This window comes from Streptomyces sp. NPDC101152, assembly GCF_044768275.1.
Classification (GTDB): domain Bacteria; phylum Actinomycetota; class Actinomycetes; order Streptomycetales; family Streptomycetaceae; genus Streptomyces.
The window spans coordinates 61625-80728 of record NZ_JBIWPO010000005.1 but is presented as its reverse complement, the minus strand read 5'-3'; the positions used below and the strand labels follow the sequence as shown (position 1 = coordinate 80728).

Genomic DNA, 19104 nt, shown 5'->3' with positions numbered 1-19104 from the left:
CAGGTATTTGAGACTCTCATTAACGTGCGACGAGGGACAGGGGTGCTAACTTAGGTAAGCCTAAGCAGATACGCATGGGAGGCCGTCATGGCAGAACGTCCGGCTCGGAGGCCGCGGAAGCCCCATACCGCGCAGGTCGTCCGCACAGAACGGCTGACCCCGCACATGCAGCGCGTGGTCCTCGGTGGCGAGGGGCTGGCCGGTTTCGCAGCCGACACCTGCACCGACCACTATGTGAAGCTGCTGTTCCCGCCGGCCGAGGGCGTGACCTATCCCGAGCCGTTCGACCTGGAGCGCCTGCGCGAGGAACTGCCGCGCGAGCAGTGGCCGGTGACGCGGACGTACACCGTGCGGGCCTTCGACCCGGAGGCCAACGAGCTGACGCTGGACTTCGTCATCCACGGCGACGAGGGCCTGGCCGGTCCCTGGGCGATGCGCGTCCAGCCGGGCGAGACCGTCCGCTTCATGGGCCCCGGCGGCGCGTACGCCCCGGACGTGAGCGCCGACTGGCATCTGCTCGTCGGCGACGAGAGCGCGCTGCCGGCGATCGCCCGTGCCCTGGAGTCGCTGCCGGACGGCGTCACCGCCCATGCCTTCGTGGAGGTCGCCGGCCCCGAGGAGGAGCAGAAGATCGACTCCGACGTGGAGGTGGTCTGGCTGCACCGCGGCGACCGGCCGGTCGGCGAGCTGCTCTGTGAGGCCGTGAGCGCGCTGGAGTTCCCGGCGGGCCGGCCGCACGCGTTCGTGCACGGCGAGGCGCACTTCGTGAAGGAGCTGCGGCAGTTGCTGCGGGTCGAACTGCAGATCCCGCGCGAGGACCTGTCGATCTCCGGTTACTGGCGCCTGGGTCACAACGAGGACGGCTGGCAGGCCTCCAAGCGCGAGTGGAACGCCCGCATCGAGGCGGAGCAGGAGGGCGCGGCGCCGGCCGCGTGAAACGTCTTGGGGGGCGGCACCTGTGCCGCGTGCCGCCCCTTCGGGTCACACCGAGCGCTGGTACGACCGGAACGTCCGGATCGACAGCCACACGGCCACCACCGCCAGCGCCAGCAGTCCCCCGCCGCGGCTGAGCACCGCACCCCAGTCGGGCTGCGCCGAGAGGGCGGAACGGCCTGCCACCATCGCCCAGTTGAGCGGGTTGAAGTCGGCGACGTACCGCATCCAGGCGGGCATCTGGGAGGGCGCCATGAAGGCGCTCGACAGGAACGTCAGCGGCAGCAGCAGGAAGGTGTTGATGCCGATGATCGATTCCCGCTCCCGCACCAGCATGCCGAGCGCGTTGGACAGCGCCCCGAAGACGGTGCCGAGCAGCACGGAGGCGAGGACCAGAACCGCCACGCCGCCCACCCCGCCCGGGTAGTCGGCGCCGCCGGCCAGCGCGAGCAGCACGATGACGACCGACTGGAACGCGGTGACCAGCCCGTTGTTGACGACGTTGCCGTTCATCAGCGCGGCCCGGCTGACCGGTGTGGTCAGGAAGCGGTTGAGGGTGCCGCGCTGGATCTCCTCCAAGGTGCCCATGCCGGCCCACATGTTGGAGCTGAGGGCGCTCATCACGACCACGCCCGGGACGAGGTAGTCGAGGTAGGTGGTGGTGCCGAAGCCGCCCAGCTCGACGACCTTCTTGAAGAGGCCGCCGAAGAGGAACAGCCAGATCACCGGCTGGATCAGCGTGATGATCGCGTAGGCGGGCTGCCGGGTGAACACCATGAGCTGGCGCTGCGTCATGTACCAGGTCTGGGAGACGGCCGTGCTCATCGCGCACCTCCGGTGAGGACGAGGTTGTCGGTGGCTTCGGCGCCGGCCTCGGAGAAACGGCGGCCGGCGTAACGGAGGTACACGTCGTCGAGGGAGGGCCGGGCCACGGTGGCGGCGGCGACGGTGACACCGGCCCGCTCCAGCGCGGCGAGCAGCGCGGGTACGGCGGCCGCTCCGTCGTCGGCGCGGACGCTGATGCGGCGGCCCTCGACGAGGACCTCGTGCACGCCGGGCAGCCCGTGCAGGGCGCCGTCGAGGAGCGTGCGACCGGCTTCCCCGACCGCCTCGCGCAGCTGCAAGTGGACGGCGTCCCCCCGCAGTTCACCCTTGAGGGAGTCGGGGGTGCCCTCGACGACGACGCGCCCGCGGTCGACGATCGCGACGCGCTCGGCGAGCCGGTCGGCCTCGTCCAGGTAGTGCGTGGTGAGCAGGATCGTCAGCCCCTCCTCTCCCGCCAGCCGGTCGATCTCGTCCCACATCGCGGTGCGGGCCTCGGGGTCGAGGCCGGTGGTGGGCTCGTCGAGGAAGAGGACCTCGGGCCGGTGCACCAGGCCGAGGGCGACGTCGAGGCGGCGCCGCATACCGCCGGAGTAGCCCTTGACCGGGCGCCGCGCGGCGTCGGCGAGGCTGAAGCGGTCCAGCAGCTCGTCCACCCGCGTGTCGAGGGCGGCGCCCCGCAACCCGTAGAGCCTGCCCTGGAGTTGGAGGTTCTCCCGGCCGGTGGCCACCGGGTCGGCGCCGGAGCCCTGCGCGACCACGCCGATGGCGCGGCGCACCCGGTCGGGGTGGCGCAGCACGTCATGGCCGGCGACGGTCGCCGCGCCCGAGTCGGGCTGGGCGAGGGTGGTGAGGATCTTGACGGTGGTGGACTTGCCGGCGCCGTTCGGGCCGAGGAGGCCGAAGACGGTGCCCTGTTCGACGGTGATGTCCATGCCGCTGAGGGCGGTGACCTCGCCGGGATAGGTCTTGACCAGCTGACGCGCCTCGACCGCGGGCGCACGGGTACTGCTCGGGGTACCACTACGGGTACTGCTCATGACGACTGCTCTCCTCAGTGAGCGGATGACAGATGACAACTGATCCGCGTGAGCAGCGCCGGGCTATCCTGGGTGTGCCGCACCTCGATCGCCTGGCCTGCCGCACGGCGGAGTCGGTTCGGGGTTCGTGACCCCGGCGGAGCTGCTGCAACAGCGCTGCCGGGGTCCTCTCCTGTGCTGGGGTGTTACGTGAACTCCGGTGGCAGCTCCCCCGTTTCGTGGAAGCGGCGCCACACGTCGACGCCCGGCAGTGAGCCCGACTCGATCTCCTGAAGGAAACCGCGGATCCATTCCGCCTGCGCCTCGACCATGTGCACCTGGTACTCGGCCTCCACGAGGAAGAGCCTCGGGAGCGTCTCGTACAGCTTCTCCAGCGCCGCCCGCCCGCTCACCACCTCCACCTCGAGGCTCTGCAGCCGCTCCCTGAGGAGCCGCACCACGTCGTCGGGGGGCAGCACCGCGAGGAAGGACAGCGCGGTCTCGAAGATCGGGAACTCCTTCACCGGGACGGCCAGCAGGTCGGACAGCCAGTCCGCCGCCTCCTCCCGGCCCGCGTCGGTCAGCCCGTAGACGGTGCGCTCGGGCCGGTTGCCCGCCCGCTCGACCTCGGCGACCTCGACGAAGCCGTGCTTCTGGAGGTTCTGCACGACCGTGTAGAGGGAGCCGTACTTGATCTTCGTGGTGGCGTCCTTGCCCTGACTGCGCAGGGTCTGGGCGATCTCGTACGGGTGCATCGGCTTCTGCCAGAGGGTGACCAGCACGGCCAGCGCCAGCGGGTTGCCGAGCTTGCGGCGCTTCATCGCCATGACCATCACCTCGTCTCCGAATATCCGTGCACGAATATATCGCGACCCTTCGCGCTCGTCAACACACACGATGTATCGCGTATCGATGTGCATAGCAAGGGCGTGAGGACTTGGGCCCGCCCTGGACACGACGGCGTCATGCGGCGGAAACAGCCCGTCCCTAATTTCTGTCGCCTGACAGGAATCAGTTCGCAGGACCGCGCCCAAGGCAGGTGCCGCCGTGCCGTCAACCGACCAATCCCTCGCCGAGTTCGGCTACCGACAGGAACTGCACCGCAGCCTGGGCCGGTACGCCTCCTTCGCGGCCGGGTTCTCCTTCATCTCCGTCCTGACGACGGTCTTCCAGTTCTTCGCCTTCGGGTACGCCTTCGGCGGCCCCGTCTTCTTCTGGACCTGGCCGGCGGTGCTGGTCGGGCAGCTGCTGGTGGCCGCGTGCTTCGCGGAACTGGCGGCGCGTTATCCGATCTCGGGCGCGATCTACCAGTGGTCCTCGCGCCTGTCGAACCTCACCTTCGGCTGGTTCGCCGGCTGGATCATGGTGATCGGGCAGATCGTGGTGGTCGCCGCGGCGGCGCTGGCCCTGCAGATGGTGCTCCCGGCGATCTGGTCGGGCTTCCAACTGGTGGGCACCGATGCGGCGGTGACCTCGACGGACGGCGCGGCGAACGCGGCGGTGCTCGGGGTGATCCTGCTCGTGCTCACCACGCTCGTGAACATCGTGGACAACCGGGTGATGTCCGTGATCAACCGGGTCGGCGTGACCGCCGAGATCATCGGCGCGATCCTGATCGTCGTCCTCCTGCTCACCCACTCCAAGCGCTCACCGGGCATCACCTTCCACACCGAGGGCGCGGCCGGCTCCGGCCTGCTGGGTGCGCTGCTGATCGGCTCGTTCACCGCGGCGTACGTGATGATCGGCTTCGACAGCGCGGGCGAGATGAGCGAGGAGACGCACAACCCGAGGCGTACGGCACCCCGCACGATCCTCACCGCGCTCGGCGCCGCGGGGCTGCTCGGCGGCCTCGTCATCCTCGGCGGTCTGCTCGCCGCGCCCAGCCTGACCGACGGGCACCTGGGCGTCGACGGCCTGAGCTACGTCCTGACCAGCCGCCTCGGTGACGGGGTCGGCAAGGTGCTGCTGGCCGACGTGGTGGTGGCCATCGCGGTGGCGACCCTGGCGATCCAGACGGCGGCCTGCCGGATGCTGTTCTCCATGGCCCGCGACGGCCAGCTCCCGTTCTCCCGGCGCCTCGCACACGTCAACCCGCGCACGGGCATGCCGAGTGCCCCGGCCGTGGTCGTCGGTGTGCTGGCGGCGGCTCTGCTCCTGCTGAACTTCGTCTCCCCGGACGCCTTCCTCGCCATCGGCACCACCTGCATCGTGATGCTGTACCTGGCGTACGCGATGGTCACCGGCCCGCTGCTGGTGCGCCGCATTCGCGGCGAGTTCAGCTCGCACGGCACCGACGAGGCGGGCGGGAAGCTCTTCTCCCTCGGCCGCTGGGGCATCCCGGTCAACGCTCTCGCCCTGCTCTACGGCCTCCTGATGACCGTCAACCTCGCCTGGCCGCGGGCCGCGGTGTACGACCCGGCGGGCGGGCACTGGTACTTCCAGTGGTTCACGGTGCTCTTCCTCGCCGCCACCGTGCTGGCCGGCGCCGCCTACCGGGCCTACCGCAAGCAGGCGCTGACCCGGGTCCCGGTACCGGAGGCGGCGGTTCAGGAAGCGGCGGTCTAGGGCCGTCAGTCGTCGCAGACGCGGGCGTGCAGGTGCATGTCGTGCCAGCCGTCCTGGTGCAGGGCCGCGCTGCGCTTGGTGCCCTCCAGAGCGAAGCCGGTCTTGGTGGCGACGCGGCAGGACGCGTGGTTGGCGGTGGCGTGCAGGAGTTCGAGGCGGTGGAAGCCGATCTCGTCGAAGGCCCAGCGGGTCAGGGTGGTCGTCGCGCGGGCGGCGACGCCCTGGCCGCGGGCCGGCGCCGTGGTCCAGTACGCGACCTTGGCCACGCCCCCGGCGAGACTCATGTCGAGCAGGGCCACCCGCCCCAGCAGCCGGTCCGTCTCCGCGTCGGCGACGGCCCACTGGGCGGTCCGCTCGCCCTTCCACTCCTTGACCCACTCCGCCACCCAGCCCGCCGCCTCCTCCTCGGAATCGCTGGCCCGTATGTGCCACTGGTGCATCAGGGGGTCCTGGAACGCCTGGTGGACGGCGGGCGCGTCCTCGGCATGCCAGGGGCGCAGGACCAGTCCGTCGCCGGTGGGAAGGAGGGGCTGCGGGGCGCGCGAGAGGGCCCCCGGGGACAGGACGACGTCGGCTGTGAAGGGCATGCCCGGCATCCTGCCAAGCGCCCCACGGTTCGCCCCAACGGTTTTCCGGGCGCCGTACCCTTCATCGTGATGAGACGCAGGCCCCGCACTCCACCCTCTCCCCTGCCGCAGCGGCACGGGATCGATCCGGTGCGGGTACGGCTGCCCCTCGAGGGGCCGTGGGCCACGGTGCGGGAACACCTGGTGGAGCGGCTCAGCGGGGCGGGGGCCGGTGCCGTCGACGGGATGTTCGAGGCGGGGGCGTTCGTGGGAGCCGACGGGCGGGCCGTCGCCGCCGACGCTGCGTACGAGCCCGGCATGTTCGTGTGGTTCCACCGCGAGCTGCCCGCCGAGGTGCCGGTGCCGTTTCCGCTGGAGGTCGTGCACCGGGACGAGCACATCGTCGTCGTCGACAAGCCGCACTTCCTGGCCACCACACCGCGCGGCAGCCATGTCACCGAGACCGCGCTGGCCCGGCTGCGCCGGGAACTGGACCTGCCGGCGCTGGGCGCCGCGCACCGCCTCGACCGGCTCACCGCAGGGCTGGTGCTGTTCACGGTGCGGCCCGAGGAGCGCGGCGCCTATCAGTCGCTGTTCCACGACCGGCGGGTGAACAAGGGATACGAGGCGGTGGCCCCGTACGATCCGGGGCTCGCCCTGCCGCGGACCGTGCGCAGCCGGATCGTGAAGGAGCGCGGGGTGCTGGCCGCCTACGAGGTGGCGGGCGAGCCGAACGCGGTGAGCCGTGTGGAACTCCTCGAACACCGTGCCGACGGCCTGGCACGCTACCGCCTGCTGCCGAGCACCGGGCAGACCCACCAGCTCCGCGTGCACATGAACGCGCTGGGCATACCCATCCTCGGCGACCCGCTGTACCCCGTCGTCACCGCCCCCGAACCGACCGGCGCCTTCCGACGCCCCCTCCAACTGCTGGCGCGCATCCTGGAGTTCACCGACCCGATCACGGGGACGGAACACCGCTTCCACAGCACGCGGCTACTGCAGGCCTGGTCGGCACCCGGCGACTGGGCCGCTCAGTAGCCCCGCCACCAGCGCAGGAAGCGGTGCCAGGCGCCCGTCGGGCGGGGAGGTTCCCCGGCGGCCAGGAGGTCGGGTGCAGGGGGCGCGACGGGCTGGGCGGTCGCTGGGGTCGGGGCGGGGCGGGTGGTGCCGATCTGCCAGTCGGTGCGGCGTGGTGGTGTGGGGATCCGGTCGGGCGCGGACATGACCTCCTGCGGCGGCTTCGGTTCGAAGGTGACCGGCAGTTGCACCAGGTGTCGGTTGGAGATCGACTGCCGCCACTCCAGCTCGTCCTCGTCGCAGTCCAGTTGGACGTCGGGCAGGCGCATGAGCAGCGCGTCGACGCCGGTGTCGGCGATGGCACGGCCGATGTCCTGACCGGGGCACTCGTGCGGGCCGCCGCTGAAGGAGAGGTGGGACCGGTTGCCCTGCATGTTCGCGGCGAGGTCGGGACGCACCCGCGGGTCGACGTTGCCGGGCGCGATGCCGAGCAGCAGTCCGTCGCCCCTGCGGATGTACTGGCCGCCCAACTCCGTGTCCTGCTTGGCGAAGTAGCCGAAGATCGTGCTGAACGGCGGTTCGTCCCACAGGGACTGCTCGACCGCCTCGGGCACGGTCATCTGGCCGCCGTTGAGCTGGGCGCGGAAGCGCGGGTCGGTGAGGATCATGCGCAGCACGTTGGACAGCAGGTTGACGGTGGACTCGTAGGCGGCGAACAGGACGAGGCGCAGGTGCTCGCGGACCTCGTCGTCGGTCAGGCCCGCCGGGTGGGTGACGAGGTGGCTGGTGAAGTCGTCCTCGGGCCGGGCCCGGCGGTTGGCGGTGAGCCGGGTCAGCGCCTCCATGATGTACGTGTGGCTGGCGATGGCGGTCTCGCTGCCCTTGAGCGCGTCGCGCGCCGCCGCCACCAGCCGGTCGTTGTACTCCTCCGGCATGCCGAGGATCTCGCACAGCACGCCCATCGGCAGGTGCTCGTTGAACTGCCCGACCAGGTCGGCGTAGCCCTCCTCGCAGAACCGGTTGACCAGGCGCTGGGTGTGCCGCTTGATGTGGCGGCGCAGGCCCCGGTGGTCGATGGTCGACATGGCGCCGGTGACGGCCGCGCGCAGCCGCAGGTGTTCGTCGCCCTCGGCGTGGGCGCAGATCGGCTGCCAGGCGATGTGCGGCATCAGCGGGTGGTCGGGCTTGACCATGCCCTCGTTCAGCGGGTTCCAGATGCGACTGTCCCGGCAGAACTGCGAGGGCGAGCGCACCATGTGCAGGTTCTCGGTGTGGCCGAGCACCACCCACACCGGCACGTCGTCGTGGATCAGCGCGGGCGCCACCGGGCCGTGCTCTTCGCGGAGTTGCTCGTACAGGGAGGCGAGGTCCTCGGCCTCGGGGCCGTAGAGCCGGTGCAGGCCCCCGGGGCCCTTGCCGTGGGCGGGGCAGCCGGGCGGCGGGCCGAGCGAGGGGTCGGTACCGGTCAGGGAGTGGGATTCAGGCGTCACGGTGGTCGCTCCGAAGGGGATCGGTGGTCAGGTGAGGGCGCCGGTCATGGCGAGCGAGTGCAGGAAGCGCATCAGGGTCATCAGGACGTCCTTGCTGGAGGCCCGGCGGCGCGCGTCGCACTCGATGATCGGGATCTCCTCGGGCAGGTCGAGCGCGGTGCGCAGGTCCGCGACGGGGTAACGGGGCGCGTCCGGGAAGGAGTTGACGGCGACCACGAAGGGCACGCCGCGTTCCTCGAGCCGCCCTATGACGTCGAAGCTGACCTCGAGGCGGCGGGTGTCGATCAGCACGACCGCGCCGAGCGCGCCCTCGAACAGGCCGTTCCACAGGAACCAGAAGCGTTCCTGGCCGGGCGTGCCGAAGAGGTAGAGCACCAGTTGGTCGGTGATGCTGATGCGGCCGAAGTCCATGGCCACGGTGGTGGCCGTCTTGGTCGGGGAGCCGAAGTTGTCGTCGACCCCGACGCCGGCCTCCGTCATGGTCTCCTCGGTGGTCAGCGGCCTGATCTCGCTGACCGAGCCGACCATGGTCGTCTTGCCGACTCCGAAGCCGCCCACGATCACGATCTTCACCGCGGCCTGCGCCGTGTGCGGCAGATGATCCTCGGTCCGTGGGCCGGGGATGGTGTCAGAGCCTTTGAAGTCCATGCATCACCGCTTCGAGGATGGAACGGTCGGGGAGCGCCTGCCGCACGATGGGGGCGCGCGCCTGCACAAGCTCGGCCGTCAGCATCTCGGTGAGCAGCACGGTCACCACGCTGAACGGCAGGTTCAGATAGGCCGACAGCTCGGCCACCGAGAGGGGCGCCGCGCACAGCCGGAGCGTCGCCGACTGCTCCGGCGTGGCCGAGGGGGGCGGGTCGGCGCGCGCCACGATTAACGTGACGAGGTCGAGGTCGGCGCGCTCGCCGTCCGGTCCGGCGACGACGTACAGCCGTTCCGGGGCCTTCGCGACGCCCTCTTTGGCAGGGGGCGGGGGCGGTTCCTGCCTGGGTTGTCGCCGTCGGCGTTGCGGAGGAGTCATACGGTCTGCCCGTTGCGGCGGGGTGGGCTGGTCAGGTGGGCACCGATGCGGACGACGAGGTCGCGCATGCGGTTGCTCATCAGACCGGGTTCCGCGACCACGTCGGACAGCACCGCGAGGTAGGCGTTGGCGCCCGCGGCCATCAGGTAGAAGTAGCCGCCGTTGATCTCGATGAGGACCATCTTCATCCGGCCGTCGCTGTCCGGAATCTCGTGGGCCACGGCGGAGGCGAGGCTCTGCAGGCCCGCGCAGGCCGCGGCGACGCGGTCGGCCGCGTCCGGGTCGCCTCCGTAGCGAGCGATGCGCAGGCCGTCGGCGGAGAGCACCACGATCATCTCGATGCCCGGTACTCCGTCGGCGAGGTCCTTGAGCATCCAGTCGAAGTTGGCTCGCTGCTGGATCACTTGGGGTCCCTCTCGTCGTCGGCCTCAACGCGGGCCGGCTCGTTGGTCGGCTGGGGGATGTCGAACGGATCGGGTGTGCCCTTGAGTCCGTTCCAGAACGCCTCCACCCACAGCCCCGGTTCGGGCTCGTCCTTCTGCTCCGGCTCGGGCTCGGGTTCGGGCGTGGCCCAGGTGGGCCGGGAGGCCTGGGCCTCGCGCTCGGCGCGTTCGGCGGCGGCCTGTTCGGCGAGCCGCACGCTCAGCGGGGTCTTGACCCGGCTGCGCCGCTGCGGAAGCCCGGTGGCGGTCCATTCGGTGACCTCGGGGACCTCGTCCTCCATGGACACGCCGGCCGGGATACGGGGACTGGTGGGACGTCGACGCTTCGGGGGACGGTTGGGACCCTCGATCCCGATGTCGAGCTTGGGGGCGGAGGTGGCGCCGACGCCGTGGGCGAGGCCGGGTGCCGGGTCGCTGGTCACCATCACGCGCGGGATGACGAGCACGGCACGGACACCGCCGTACGCCGAGGAGCGCAGCGAGATCTGCATGTCGAAGGCGGTGCACAGGCGGCCCACGACGGCGAGACCGAGGCGCGGGGACTCACCGAGGTCCTGGAGGTCGACGCCGGCCTTGGCGCGCTCCAGCATGGTCTCGATCTTGGCGCGGGCCTCCTCGCTGAGGCTGACGCCGGCGTCCTCGATCTCGATGGCGATGCCGGTCTGCACCTCGGTCGCGGTGACGTGCACCTTGGTCTGCGGGGGCGAGTAGCGCGTGGCGTTGTCGAGGAGTTCGGCGCAGGCGTGGATGACCGGTTCGACGGAGATGCCGCGGATGTTGACCTTGGCGATGGACTCCAGCGAGATGCGCCGGTACTCCAGGATGCGGGACATGGCACCGCGCAGCACGCTGTACAGCGGGACGGGCTGGGGCCACTGACGGCCGGGGCGGCCGCCGCCGAGCACCGAGATGGAGTCGGCGAGGCGGCCGATCAGCGCGGTGCCGTGGTCGATGCGCAGCAGGTCGTCGAAGACCTCGGGGTTGCGGCCGTGGTCCTCCTCCATCTCCCGGAGTTCATTGGCCTGCTGGTGCACGATCGCCTGGACGCGGCGGGCGATGCTGACGAAGGAGCGCTGCGAGGAGTCCCGCAGGGCTTCCTCGGTGTCGATAATGTCGAGCAGCGTCTTGAGCAGTCGCAATTGCGACTCGGGGAGTTCGCCGTAGGCCGCATCGAGGTTGGGGAGTTGGCGAATCACCTCATGGGGGGAATTTCCCTTGCGCAGCCAGTAGATCGCGGTGGGTGCGATCTCGTGCGCGAAGCGCAGCATCTCCTGCTCGTGTCCGGCGATACGCCCTTCCAGATACGCGGTGTGACGAGCGCTCTGTTCCCTCAGGGTCCGCAGCGCCCGCCCGCGGCGTACCGCCTCCGCCGCCGTCGCGATCACCAGGAGCGTGGCGAGGGCTCCGCACCAGCCGACGGCGGCCCGGGCGGGAACGGTCACCGCGGCGACGGCGGCGCCGGTCGCCGCGGCCATCACTATCGCGGGCAGCAACAACACGCGCGCGTAAGGAAGTTCTCGGCGCCCGGGAGGGGACTGAACACTCACCATGTAGGCCCTCTGAAACGAATCGACTGGGAGTCGCACATATGGGGAACAAGCGCCCGAATACATCTCAACTCGGTGCGCTGCGGGCGAGCTTAGTCCGACCGGATCATCGCCGTGTCATATTCAGCAAGCACCTGAAACCGGGCGCGGCCGAGGAGTACTCTCGTCCACATTTACACGCTGCGCCCTCGTTCGAACACACTGCGTCACGACGCACGGGCGTACGAGACTCACTCACCGCGACGAGTGAAGATCCCCTTCCGGGGCGGTGGTTCAGATGCCGGCGATGCGCAGCGCCGCGTCGGCCGTGGCCTCGGCGAACACCGAGACCGGGCGCTCGGGGTCTGAGCGGTGCACGAGGATCACACCCTCGATCAGCCCGAACAGCAGGTCCGTCCGCAGGTCCAGCTCACTCTTGGCCAGGGCGCCGCCGGCACTGGTCGCGGCGAGCAACTGTCGGTAGGCGTCCTTGAGTTCGGCGCGCACGGCATGGAAGCCGGCGAACCGCTCGGCGCGCACCTCGGGCAGCAGATAGAGCCCGCCGAGATTGTGCGGCCCGCCGCACAGCAGCTCCACGTCGGTCCGGCACAGCTCCCACAGCCGCTCGCCGGCCGGCCGCGTGTCCTCGGCGAGCAGGCGCCGGGCGTACAGCAGCGACGGGGTGACCGTGGACTCCAGGAGATCGGCGAGGAGTTCCTCCTTGCCGGAGACGTAGTGGTACATCGAGGCCTGCCGCATGCCGGCCCGCTCGGCGACCGCCCGGGTGGTGGTGGCCGCGTAGCCCTGGGTGGTGAACAACTCCGCGGCGGCCGCGAGGAGTTCGTCGCGCGGCGAGAGCCCACTGTCCGGCCGCTGCGCGGCCCGCGGCCGGCCGACCCGGCGCCCACCCGTCGATCCCATGGGTTCGATCCTCGCACACCGCCTGCCGTGACGACGCTCCGGGCGATCTTGGTGAGGGCTCGGTAACCGACCGGCAACGCGCGGGCAATCCCGCCGACCCGACCCTCTCCTAATTTCTGTCGAGCGACAGAAATAACCCTGGAAGAGACGATCCCGGAGCCGGAGGTCCCGCGATGGCGACAGCGACCACATACGGAGCCCGCGACCACGCGCGCGCCCAGGAGGGCACCCGTGCCGAGGCGATGCCCGTCGTCCCGGCCGCCGACTGGCCCGACCCGCCCTGCGAGGCCGGCCACCTGGTGTGGGCCGAGACGGTGGCGGGCGGCAACTACACCCACCGGGTCCTGGCCCGCGGCACCGAGCTGCGCCTGACCGACCCGCACGGCGACGCCTGCGCCCATCTCCTGCTGTACGTGGCCGACCGGCCCTGGGAGCGGCTGAACGTGGCCGACACGGTCAAGGTGCAGTGGAACGCCTACCTCGGCGAGGGGCAGCTGCTGCTCTCCGACCAGGGCCGCGTCCTCGCCTCGGTCCTCGCCGACACCTCCGGCCGGCACGACGCCCTGTGCGGCACCTCCACCCTCGCCCGCAACACCGCACGCTACGGCGACGGCACCCCGCAGTCCGCCTCCCCGGCCGGCCGTGAGCTGTTCAAGCTGGCGGCCGCGAAGAACGGCCTCGAACCGCGCGACCTGCCCCCGTCGCTCTCCTTCTTCCAGGGCGTCCAGGTCCGCGAGGACGGCTCCCTCGACTTCACCGGTTCGGCCGGCCCCGGCACCAGCGTCACCCTGCGCGCGGAGCAGGACCTCACCGTGCTGATCGCCAACGTGCCCCATCCGGCCGATCCCCGCGCCGAGTACGTCAGCACGCCCCTGGAGGTCCTCGCCTGGCGGGCCGCACCGACCGCGCCGGGCGACCCGCTGTGGGAGGCCACGCCGGAAGGCCGCCGCGCCTTCCTCAACACCGCCGAATTCCTCGCCGCCAGGGGGCTCGCATGAAGACCGTCGTCCCGGCCCGGGCGGCCTGGTCGTCCGTCGTCCGCACCGGCCAGACCCTCACCATCACCGACCTGCACGGCAACCAGGCCGTCGACTTCCTCGTGTACGACGCCCACGACACCGCCGTCCGCTACAGCGCCCCGGACACCATCCACGCGCAGGGCGGCATCTTCCTGACCACCGGCAGTGTGCTGATGTCCAACGAGCACACCCCGCTGATGACCGTCGTCGACGACGAGGTGGGCCGACACGACACCGTCGGCGGCGCCTGCTCCAAGGAGTCCAACACCCTGCGCTACGGCCACCACACCTGGTCGCAGCACGCGTGCGTCGACAACTTCCTCGCCGAGGGCGCGAAGCACGGCCTGGGCAAGCGCGACCTGGTGTCCAACATCAACTGGTACATGAACGTCCCCGTCGAGAAGGACGGCACCCTCGGCATCGTCGACGGCATCTCGGCGCCCGGCCTGAAGCTGACCCTGCGCGCCGAGCGGGACGTGCTGGTGCTGGTCTCCAACTGCCCCCAGATCAACAACCCCTGCAACGGCTTCGAGCCGACGGCCGTGGAGATGACGATCGGCACCGCGGCCGCGGAGGACGAGGCATGAGCTTCGACACGCTGCTGGTCGCCAACCGCGGCGAGATCGCGGTACGGATCATCCGCACCGCCCGCGAACTGGGCCTGCGCACCATCGCCGTGTACTCCGACGCCGACCGCTCCGCACCCCACGTACGCCTCGCGGACGAGGCGGTACGGCTCGGGCCGGCGCCGGCGAAGGAGTCCTACCTCGACGCCGACCTGGTGCTGAGGGCGGCCAAGGACACGGGCGCCGGGGCCATCCACCCCGGCTACGGCTTCCTGTCCGAGGACGCCCTGTTCGCGCGGCGGTGCGAGGAGGCCGGCATCGTGTTCGTCGGCCCGGCGCCGGAGCAGCTGGAGCTGTTCGGCGCCAAGCACACCGCGCGGGCGGCGGCCGAGGCGGCGGGCGTGCCGCTGGCACCGGGGACGGGCCTGCTCGGATCGCTGGAGGAGGCCCTGGCCCAGGCGGCCGCGATCGGCTACCCGGTCATGCTCAAGGCGACCGGCGGCGGCGGCGGTATCGGTATGTCGGCATGCCGGTCGGCCGGTGAACTGGCGGACGCCTGGGATCGCGTACAGCGCGTGGCCGCCGCCTCCTTCTCCTCGGCGGGCGTCTTCCTGGAGCGCCTGGTGGAACACGCCCGCCATGTCGAGGTGCAGGTGTTCGGCGACGGCGCCGGCCGGGTCGTCACCTTCGGCGACCGCGACTGCTCCCTCCAGCGCCGCAACCAGAAGGTCGTCGAGGAGGCGCCCGCACCCGGCCTGCCGGCCCACGTCCGCGACCGGCTCGCCGCCTCGGCCCGCGACCTGTGCGCCTCGGTCGCCTACCGCTCCGCCGGAACCGTCGAGTTCGTCTACGACGCCGCCCGCGAGGAGGCCTACTTCCTGGAGGTCAACACCCGCCTCCAGGTGGAGCATCCGGTCACCGAGGAGATCTACGGCGTCGACCTGGTCGCCTGGATGCTGCGCCTGGCCCGCGGCGAGACCGACGTGGTGCGCGAGCCCGGCCCACCGCGCGGCCACGCCGTCGAGGCCCGCCTGTACGCCGAGGACCCCGCCCGCGAACACCGGCCCAGCGCCGGCCTGTTGACGCGGGTGGAGTTTCCGCCCGGGGTGCGCGTCGACGGCTGGGTGGAGACCGGCACCGAGGTGACGACGTCGTACGACCCGATGCTCGCCAAGGTCGTCGCCTACGGCCCCGACCGCGACCACGCCCTGCGCCGGCTGGACGAGGCGCTGGCCCGCACCCGCATCGACGGCATCGAGACCAACCTGGGGCTGGTCCGGGCCGCGCTGGAGAACCCGGACTTCGCCCGGGCGGCCCATTCCACGGCCACCCTCGCCGGGGTCCACGACCCGACCCCGCGCATCGAGGTCGTCGCCGCCGGCACCCTCACCACCGTCCAGGACTGGCCGGGCCGCACCGGCTACTGGCAGGTCGGCGTACCCCCCTGCGGCCCGATGGACGACCTGTCCTTCCGGCTCGGCAACCGGGCGCTCGGCAACGACGAGGGCGCCCCCGGCCTCGAATGCACCCTGCAGGGCCCGTCGTTGAGGTTCACGCACCCCGCCACCGTGTGCGTCACGGGCGCCCCCGCACCCGTGACCGTCGACGGCACGCCCGTCGAGCAGTGGGAACCGCTGACGGTACCCGCGGGCGCCGTGCTGGAGGTCGGCGCACCGGAACAACACGGCCTGCGCACCTACGTGCTGTTCGCCGGCGGGCTCGACGTCCCGGCCTTCCTGGGCAGCGCGAGCACCTTCACGCTGGGCCGCTTCGGCGGACACGGCGGACGGGCGCTGCGCACCGGCGACGTCCTGCACGGCGGCACCGTCACGGCGGGCACCCCGGTCACCGAACGCCCCGACTTCACGGCCGTCTGGCACATCGGCGCGGTCGAAGGCCCGCACGCGGCACCGGAGTTCTTCACCGAGGACGACATCCGCGAGTTCTACGCCGCCGACTGGAAGGTCCACTTCAACTCGGCCCGCACCGGCGTCCGCCTGGTCGGCCCGAAACCCCGCTGGGCCCGCACCGACGGCGGCGAGGCCGGCCTGCACCCCTCCAACATCCACGACACCCCCTACTCGGTCGGCGCCGTCGACTACACCGGCGACATGCCCGTGCTGCTCGGCCCGGACGGCCCGTCGCTCGGCGGGTTCGTGTGCCCGGCGACGGTGCTGAGCGCCGAGCGCTGGAAACTGGGCCAGTTGCGGCCCGGCGACACCGTACGCTTCGTGCCGGTGACCGTGGACGGCTCGGCCCGCCCCGAGATCGTCGACGGCGGCGTCCTCGCCCGCGACGGCGACGTGACCTACCGCCGCAGCGGCGACGACAACCTGCTCGTCGAGTTCGGCCCCATGCACCTGGACCTCGCCCTGCGCATGCGGGTGCACGCCCTGATGGAGGCGGTGGCCGCGGACGGCCCCGAGGGCATCACGGACCTCACCCCCGGCATCCGCTCCCTCCAGATCCAGACGGACCCGGCCCGCCTGCCCCAGCACGAACTCCTCACCACCGTACGGGAGATCACCGCCACGCTCCCGCCCACGGACGAACTGGTCGTGCCCTCCCGCACGGTCCACCTCCCTCTGTCCTGGGACGACCCGGCGACCCGCGAGGCGATCGCCCGCTACATGGCGGGCGTCCGCGACGACGCCCCGTGGTGCCCCTGGAACATCGAGTTCATCCGCCGGGTCAACGGCCTGGAATCGGTGAACGACGTGTACGACACCGTCTTCGACGCCGAATACCTCGTCCTCGGCCTCGGAGACGTGTACCTGGGCGCCCCCGTGGCCACCCCGCTCGACCCCCGCCACCGCCTGGTCACCACCAAGTACAACCCCGCCCGTACCTGGACCGCCGAGAACTCCGTCGGCATCGGCGGCGCCTACCTGTGCGTCTACGGCATGGAGGGCCCCGGCGGCTACCAGTTCGTGGGCCGTACGACCCAGGTGTGGTCGGGATGGCAGCAGCGCGGCGCCTTCGAGCCGGGCTCGCCCTGGCTGCTGCGCTTCTTCGACCGCGTCAAGTGGTATCCGGTGGACGCCGACGAACTCCTCGACCTGCGGGCCGACATCACGTCCGGCCGCTTCGTGCCGCGCATCGAGGAGGGCACCTTCTCCCTCGCCGCGTACCAGGCCTTCCTCGACGAGAACGCCGACTCCATACGGGAGTTCAGGGCCCGCCAGCACAGCGCCTTCGCCGCGGAACGGGACGCGTGGGAGGCGGCCGGCGAGTTCACGCGCGCCGAGGCGGCCTCCCTACCGGCCCCCGCCCCGGCCGAGGTGACGGTCCCGGCGGGCGGGCGTCTCGTGGAGGCCGAGTTCGCCGCGTCGGTCTGGCAGGTGAACGTGGCGCCGGGCGACCGGGTGACGGCCGGACAGCCGCTGCTGGCGCTCGAGGCGATGAAGATGGAGTCCAGGGTGCACGCGCCGATGACCGGCGTGGTCACGGAGATCCTGGCCAGGCCCGGCGACCAGGTGGAGGCGGGGACGGCCCTGGCCGTCCTGGCGCCGAGCACCGACTGAAAGAGGAACACGCCATGTCCGCTCTCTCCCGTGTCCGTGCCGCCTACGCCCGCATCGAGGCCGTGGACCGCCCCGAGATCTGGATCGACCTGCGCGACCAGCAGGAGGTCGAGACTCAGGCCCGCGCCGTCGACGAGCGCGTCGCCGCCGGCGCGCGGCTCCCCCTCGCCGGCCGCCTGTTCGCCGCGAAGGGCAACATCGACGTGGCCGGCCTGCCCACGACCGCCGGCTGCCCCGGGTACGCCTTCCACCCGGAGGCCGACGCCCCGGTGGTGGCACGGCTGCGCGCGGCCGGCGCGATCGTGCTGGGCACGACGAACCTGGACCAGTTCGCAACCGGCCTGGTGGGCACCCGCTCCCCCTACGGCGCCGTCCGGAACGCCCACGATCCCGCCCGCGTCAGCGGCGGCTCCAGTTCCGGCTCGGCGGTCGCGGTGGCCCTCGGCATCGTGGACCTGGCGCTCGGCACGGACACGGCGGGCTCGGGCCGGGTCCCGGCCGCCTTCAACGGCATCGTCGGCCTCAAGCCGACCCGCGGACTGGTCCCGACGGCGGGCGTGGTCCCGGCCTGCGCCTCGATCGACTGTGTGACGGTCTTCGCCCGCACCCTCCCGGAGGCCGAGCAGGCCCTGTCCTTCATGGCCTCCCCCGCGGCCCGCGACCTCCCCGCCGTCCCGCAGCGCGCCCCCGGCCCGTGGCGCGTCGCCGTCCCCACCCCCGGTCAGCTCGGCGAGCTGGACGAGGGCTGGGCGGAGGCCTACGAGGCGGCGGTGGAACAGCTCAGGTCCGCGGGCGCCGACGTACGCGTCCTGGACCTCACCCCGTTCACGGAGGCCGCCGCGATGCTGTACGAGGGCGCCTTCGTGGCCGAGCGCTATACGGCCGTAGGCAGCTTTGTCGACAAGGCGATGTCCGACGGTGTCGACGGCCTGGACCCCACGGTCACCGCCATCGTCACCGCCGCCCGAGACATCCCGGCCCACCGGCTCTACGCCGACCTGGACCGCCTGGCCACCCTCCGCACCCGCGCCCTGACCGAACTCTCCGACGCGGACGCCCTGCTCCTGCCCACCACCCCGGGCCACCCGACCCTCGCCGAGGTCGCCGCCGACCCCCTGGGCGCCAACGCCCGCCTGGGCCGCTTCACCAACTCGACGAACCTCTTCGACCTGGCGGCGGTGGCCGTCCCCGCCGGCGAGGTGAACGGCCTCCCCTTCGGCGCGATGCTGATCGGCCCGGCCTTCACAGACGAACGCCTGGCCAGGATCGCGGCCCTCCTTCAGCCGGAAACCCGGGTGGCGGTGGTGGGCGCCCACCTGACGGGCCAGCCCCTCAACCCCCAACTCCTGGCCCTGGGGGCCCGCTTGGACCGCACGACAACCACGGCACCGGTCTACCGTCTGCACGCCCTCGCGACGCAGCCCCCGAAGCCGGGTCTCGTGCACGTGGGCGAGGGCGGAGCCGAGATCGAGACGGAGGTATGGCGCCTGTCGGCAGAGGGCTTGGGCCGCCTGCTCACATCACTCCCCCGCCCCATGACCCTGGGCAAGGTGACGCTTGCGGACGGCAGTGAGGTCCCCGGCTTCCTCTGCGAACCAAGCGCCCTGACGAACGCCGAGGACATCACGCGTTATGGAAGCTGGCGCTCGTATCAAGGCTTTTGAGG

17 protein-coding genes are annotated in these 19104 nt (G+C 71.6%); 7 read left to right on the top strand and 10 right to left on the bottom strand.

Annotated elements, in window-relative coordinates; translation table 11 throughout:
* The first annotated feature begins 87 nt into the window (after positions 1-87).
* Positions 88-936 (top strand): siderophore-interacting protein, encoded by an 849-nt coding sequence (locus tag ACIRVK_RS08385; RefSeq protein ID WP_404244658.1) that lies wholly within the window; start codon positions 88-90, stop codon positions 934-936.
* A 45-nt stretch (positions 937-981) separates the two neighbouring features.
* Here the strand turns inward: ACIRVK_RS08385 and ACIRVK_RS08380 are convergent, their stop codons facing one another.
* The 3 genes from ACIRVK_RS08380 to ACIRVK_RS08370 all read right to left on the bottom strand — a co-directional run bounded on the left by ACIRVK_RS08380 (position 982) and on the right by ACIRVK_RS08370 (position 3601).
* Positions 982-1758, bottom strand: a complete 777-nt coding sequence (locus tag ACIRVK_RS08380) for an ABC transporter permease (RefSeq protein WP_404244657.1) — start codon at positions 1756-1758, stop codon at positions 982-984.
* Entirely contained in the window at positions 1755-2795 is a 1041-nt protein-coding gene (locus tag ACIRVK_RS08375; protein ID WP_404244656.1) for an ATP-binding cassette domain-containing protein, read from the bottom strand. Before ACIRVK_RS08375 ends, ACIRVK_RS08380 begins: the two co-directional genes overlap by 4 nt.
* Positions 2796-2980: 185 nt before the next feature.
* Positions 2981-3601, bottom strand: coding sequence for a helix-turn-helix transcriptional regulator (locus ACIRVK_RS08370; protein WP_404244655.1), 621 nt, complete (start codon positions 3599-3601; stop codon positions 2981-2983).
* A 220-nt stretch (positions 3602-3821) separates the two neighbouring features.
* Here ACIRVK_RS08370 and ACIRVK_RS08365 point away from each other — a divergent pair, with 220 nt between their 5' ends.
* The gene (locus tag ACIRVK_RS08365) at positions 3822-5339 is read left to right on the top strand and encodes an amino acid permease (protein WP_404244654.1); all 1518 of its coding nucleotides are present in this window, start codon (positions 3822-3824) and stop codon (positions 5337-5339) included.
* Between the two features lie 5 nt (positions 5340-5344).
* Here ACIRVK_RS08365 and ACIRVK_RS08360 read toward each other — a convergent pair whose 3' ends face one another.
* Positions 5345-5926, bottom strand: a complete 582-nt coding sequence (locus ACIRVK_RS08360; RefSeq protein ID WP_404244653.1) for a GNAT family N-acetyltransferase — start codon at positions 5924-5926, stop codon at positions 5345-5347.
* A 69-nt stretch (positions 5927-5995) separates the two neighbouring features.
* Between ACIRVK_RS08360 and ACIRVK_RS08355 the strand changes: the two genes are divergently transcribed.
* Positions 5996-6946: an RluA family pseudouridine synthase gene (locus tag ACIRVK_RS08355; RefSeq protein ID WP_404244652.1), complete on the top strand. Its 951-nt coding sequence runs from the start codon at positions 5996-5998 to the stop codon at positions 6944-6946.
* Here ACIRVK_RS08355 and ACIRVK_RS08350 read toward each other — a convergent pair.
* From ACIRVK_RS08350 to ACIRVK_RS08325, 6 genes are all read right to left on the bottom strand, one after another.
* Positions 6940-8415, bottom strand: a complete 1476-nt coding sequence (locus ACIRVK_RS08350; protein ID WP_404244651.1) for a cytochrome P450 — start codon at positions 8413-8415, stop codon at positions 6940-6942. The genes ACIRVK_RS08355 and ACIRVK_RS08350 overlap by 7 nt on opposite strands.
* A 27-nt stretch (positions 8416-8442) precedes the next feature.
* Entirely contained in the window at positions 8443-9063 is a 621-nt protein-coding gene (locus ACIRVK_RS08345) for a GTP-binding protein (protein WP_404244650.1), read from the bottom strand.
* A complete protein-coding gene (locus ACIRVK_RS08340; protein WP_404244649.1) occupies positions 9044-9439 on the bottom strand; it encodes a DUF742 domain-containing protein in 396 nt (131 codons plus the stop codon). Before ACIRVK_RS08340 ends, ACIRVK_RS08345 begins: the two co-directional genes overlap by 20 nt.
* Complete coding sequence (locus tag ACIRVK_RS08335; protein WP_404244648.1) at positions 9436-9843, bottom strand: roadblock/LC7 domain-containing protein; 408 nt, start codon at positions 9841-9843, stop codon at positions 9436-9438. The genes ACIRVK_RS08340 and ACIRVK_RS08335 overlap by 4 nt, the downstream gene beginning before the upstream one ends.
* The gene (locus ACIRVK_RS08330; RefSeq protein ID WP_404244647.1) at positions 9840-11432 is read right to left on the bottom strand and encodes a sensor histidine kinase; all 1593 of its coding nucleotides are present in this window, start codon (positions 11430-11432) and stop codon (positions 9840-9842) included. Before ACIRVK_RS08330 ends, ACIRVK_RS08335 begins: the two co-directional genes overlap by 4 nt.
* A gap of 270 nt (positions 11433-11702) precedes the next feature.
* A complete protein-coding gene (locus tag ACIRVK_RS08325; RefSeq protein ID WP_404244646.1) occupies positions 11703-12329 on the bottom strand; it encodes a TetR/AcrR family transcriptional regulator in 627 nt (208 codons plus the stop codon).
* Between the two features lie 173 nt (positions 12330-12502).
* Here ACIRVK_RS08325 and ACIRVK_RS08320 point away from each other — a divergent pair, with 173 nt between their 5' ends.
* Genes ACIRVK_RS08320 through atzF form a run of 4 tightly spaced genes read left to right on the top strand, consistent with a single transcriptional unit; the run spans position 12503 to position 19102 of the window.
* Positions 12503-13327 carry an urea amidolyase associated protein UAAP1 gene (locus ACIRVK_RS08320; RefSeq protein WP_404244644.1) on the top strand — a complete coding sequence of 275 codons (825 nt, stop codon included), beginning with the start codon at positions 12503-12505 and terminating at the stop codon, positions 13325-13327.
* Positions 13324-13935 (top strand): urea amidolyase associated protein UAAP2, encoded by a 612-nt coding sequence (locus ACIRVK_RS08315; RefSeq protein ID WP_404244643.1) that lies wholly within the window; start codon positions 13324-13326, stop codon positions 13933-13935. Before ACIRVK_RS08320 ends, ACIRVK_RS08315 begins: the two co-directional genes overlap by 4 nt.
* Positions 13932-17438 carry a 5-oxoprolinase/urea amidolyase family protein gene (locus ACIRVK_RS08310; protein ID WP_404244642.1) on the top strand — a complete coding sequence of 1169 codons (3507 nt, stop codon included), beginning with the start codon at positions 13932-13934 and terminating at the stop codon, positions 17436-17438. Before ACIRVK_RS08315 ends, ACIRVK_RS08310 begins: the two co-directional genes overlap by 4 nt.
* 14 nt (positions 17439-17452) lie before the next feature.
* Positions 17453-19102, top strand: coding sequence for an allophanate hydrolase (gene atzF / locus ACIRVK_RS08305; protein WP_404244641.1), 1650 nt, complete (start codon positions 17453-17455; stop codon positions 19100-19102).
* Positions 19103-19104 lie beyond the last annotated feature (2 nt).

Bases quoted from the DNA above. Each gene is read 5' to 3' on its own strand.
- ACIRVK_RS08345 (WP_404244650.1), bottom strand. From the start codon at position 9,063: ATGGACTTCAAAGGCTCTGACACCATCCCCGGCCCACGGACCGAGGAT.
- ACIRVK_RS08355 (WP_404244652.1), top strand. From the start codon at position 5,996: ATGAGACGCAGGCCCCGCACTCCACCCTCTCCCCTGCCGCAGCGGCAC.
- ACIRVK_RS08340 (WP_404244649.1), bottom strand. From the start codon at position 9,439: ATGACTCCTCCGCAACGCCGACGGCGACAACCCAGGCAGGAACCGCCC.
- ACIRVK_RS08310 (WP_404244642.1), top strand. From the start codon at position 13,932: ATGAGCTTCGACACGCTGCTGGTCGCCAACCGCGGCGAGATCGCGGTA.
- ACIRVK_RS08370 (WP_404244655.1), bottom strand. From the start codon at position 3,601: ATGGCGATGAAGCGCCGCAAGCTCGGCAACCCGCTGGCGCTGGCCGTG.
- ACIRVK_RS08375 (WP_404244656.1), bottom strand. From the start codon at position 2,795: ATGAGCAGTACCCGTAGTGGTACCCCGAGCAGTACCCGTGCGCCCGCG.
- ACIRVK_RS08320 (WP_404244644.1), top strand. From the start codon at position 12,503: ATGGCGACAGCGACCACATACGGAGCCCGCGACCACGCGCGCGCCCAG.
- ACIRVK_RS08360 (WP_404244653.1), bottom strand. From the start codon at position 5,926: ATGCCCTTCACAGCCGACGTCGTCCTGTCCCCGGGGGCCCTCTCGCGC.
- ACIRVK_RS08325 (WP_404244646.1), bottom strand. From the start codon at position 12,329: ATGGGATCGACGGGTGGGCGCCGGGTCGGCCGGCCGCGGGCCGCGCAG.
- atzF (WP_404244641.1), top strand. From the start codon at position 17,453: ATGTCCGCTCTCTCCCGTGTCCGTGCCGCCTACGCCCGCATCGAGGCC.
- ACIRVK_RS08385 (WP_404244658.1), top strand. From the start codon at position 88: ATGGCAGAACGTCCGGCTCGGAGGCCGCGGAAGCCCCATACCGCGCAG.
- ACIRVK_RS08330 (WP_404244647.1), bottom strand. From the start codon at position 11,432: ATGGTGAGTGTTCAGTCCCCTCCCGGGCGCCGAGAACTTCCTTACGCG.
- ACIRVK_RS08380 (WP_404244657.1), bottom strand. From the start codon at position 1,758: ATGAGCACGGCCGTCTCCCAGACCTGGTACATGACGCAGCGCCAGCTC.
- ACIRVK_RS08315 (WP_404244643.1), top strand. From the start codon at position 13,324: ATGAAGACCGTCGTCCCGGCCCGGGCGGCCTGGTCGTCCGTCGTCCGC.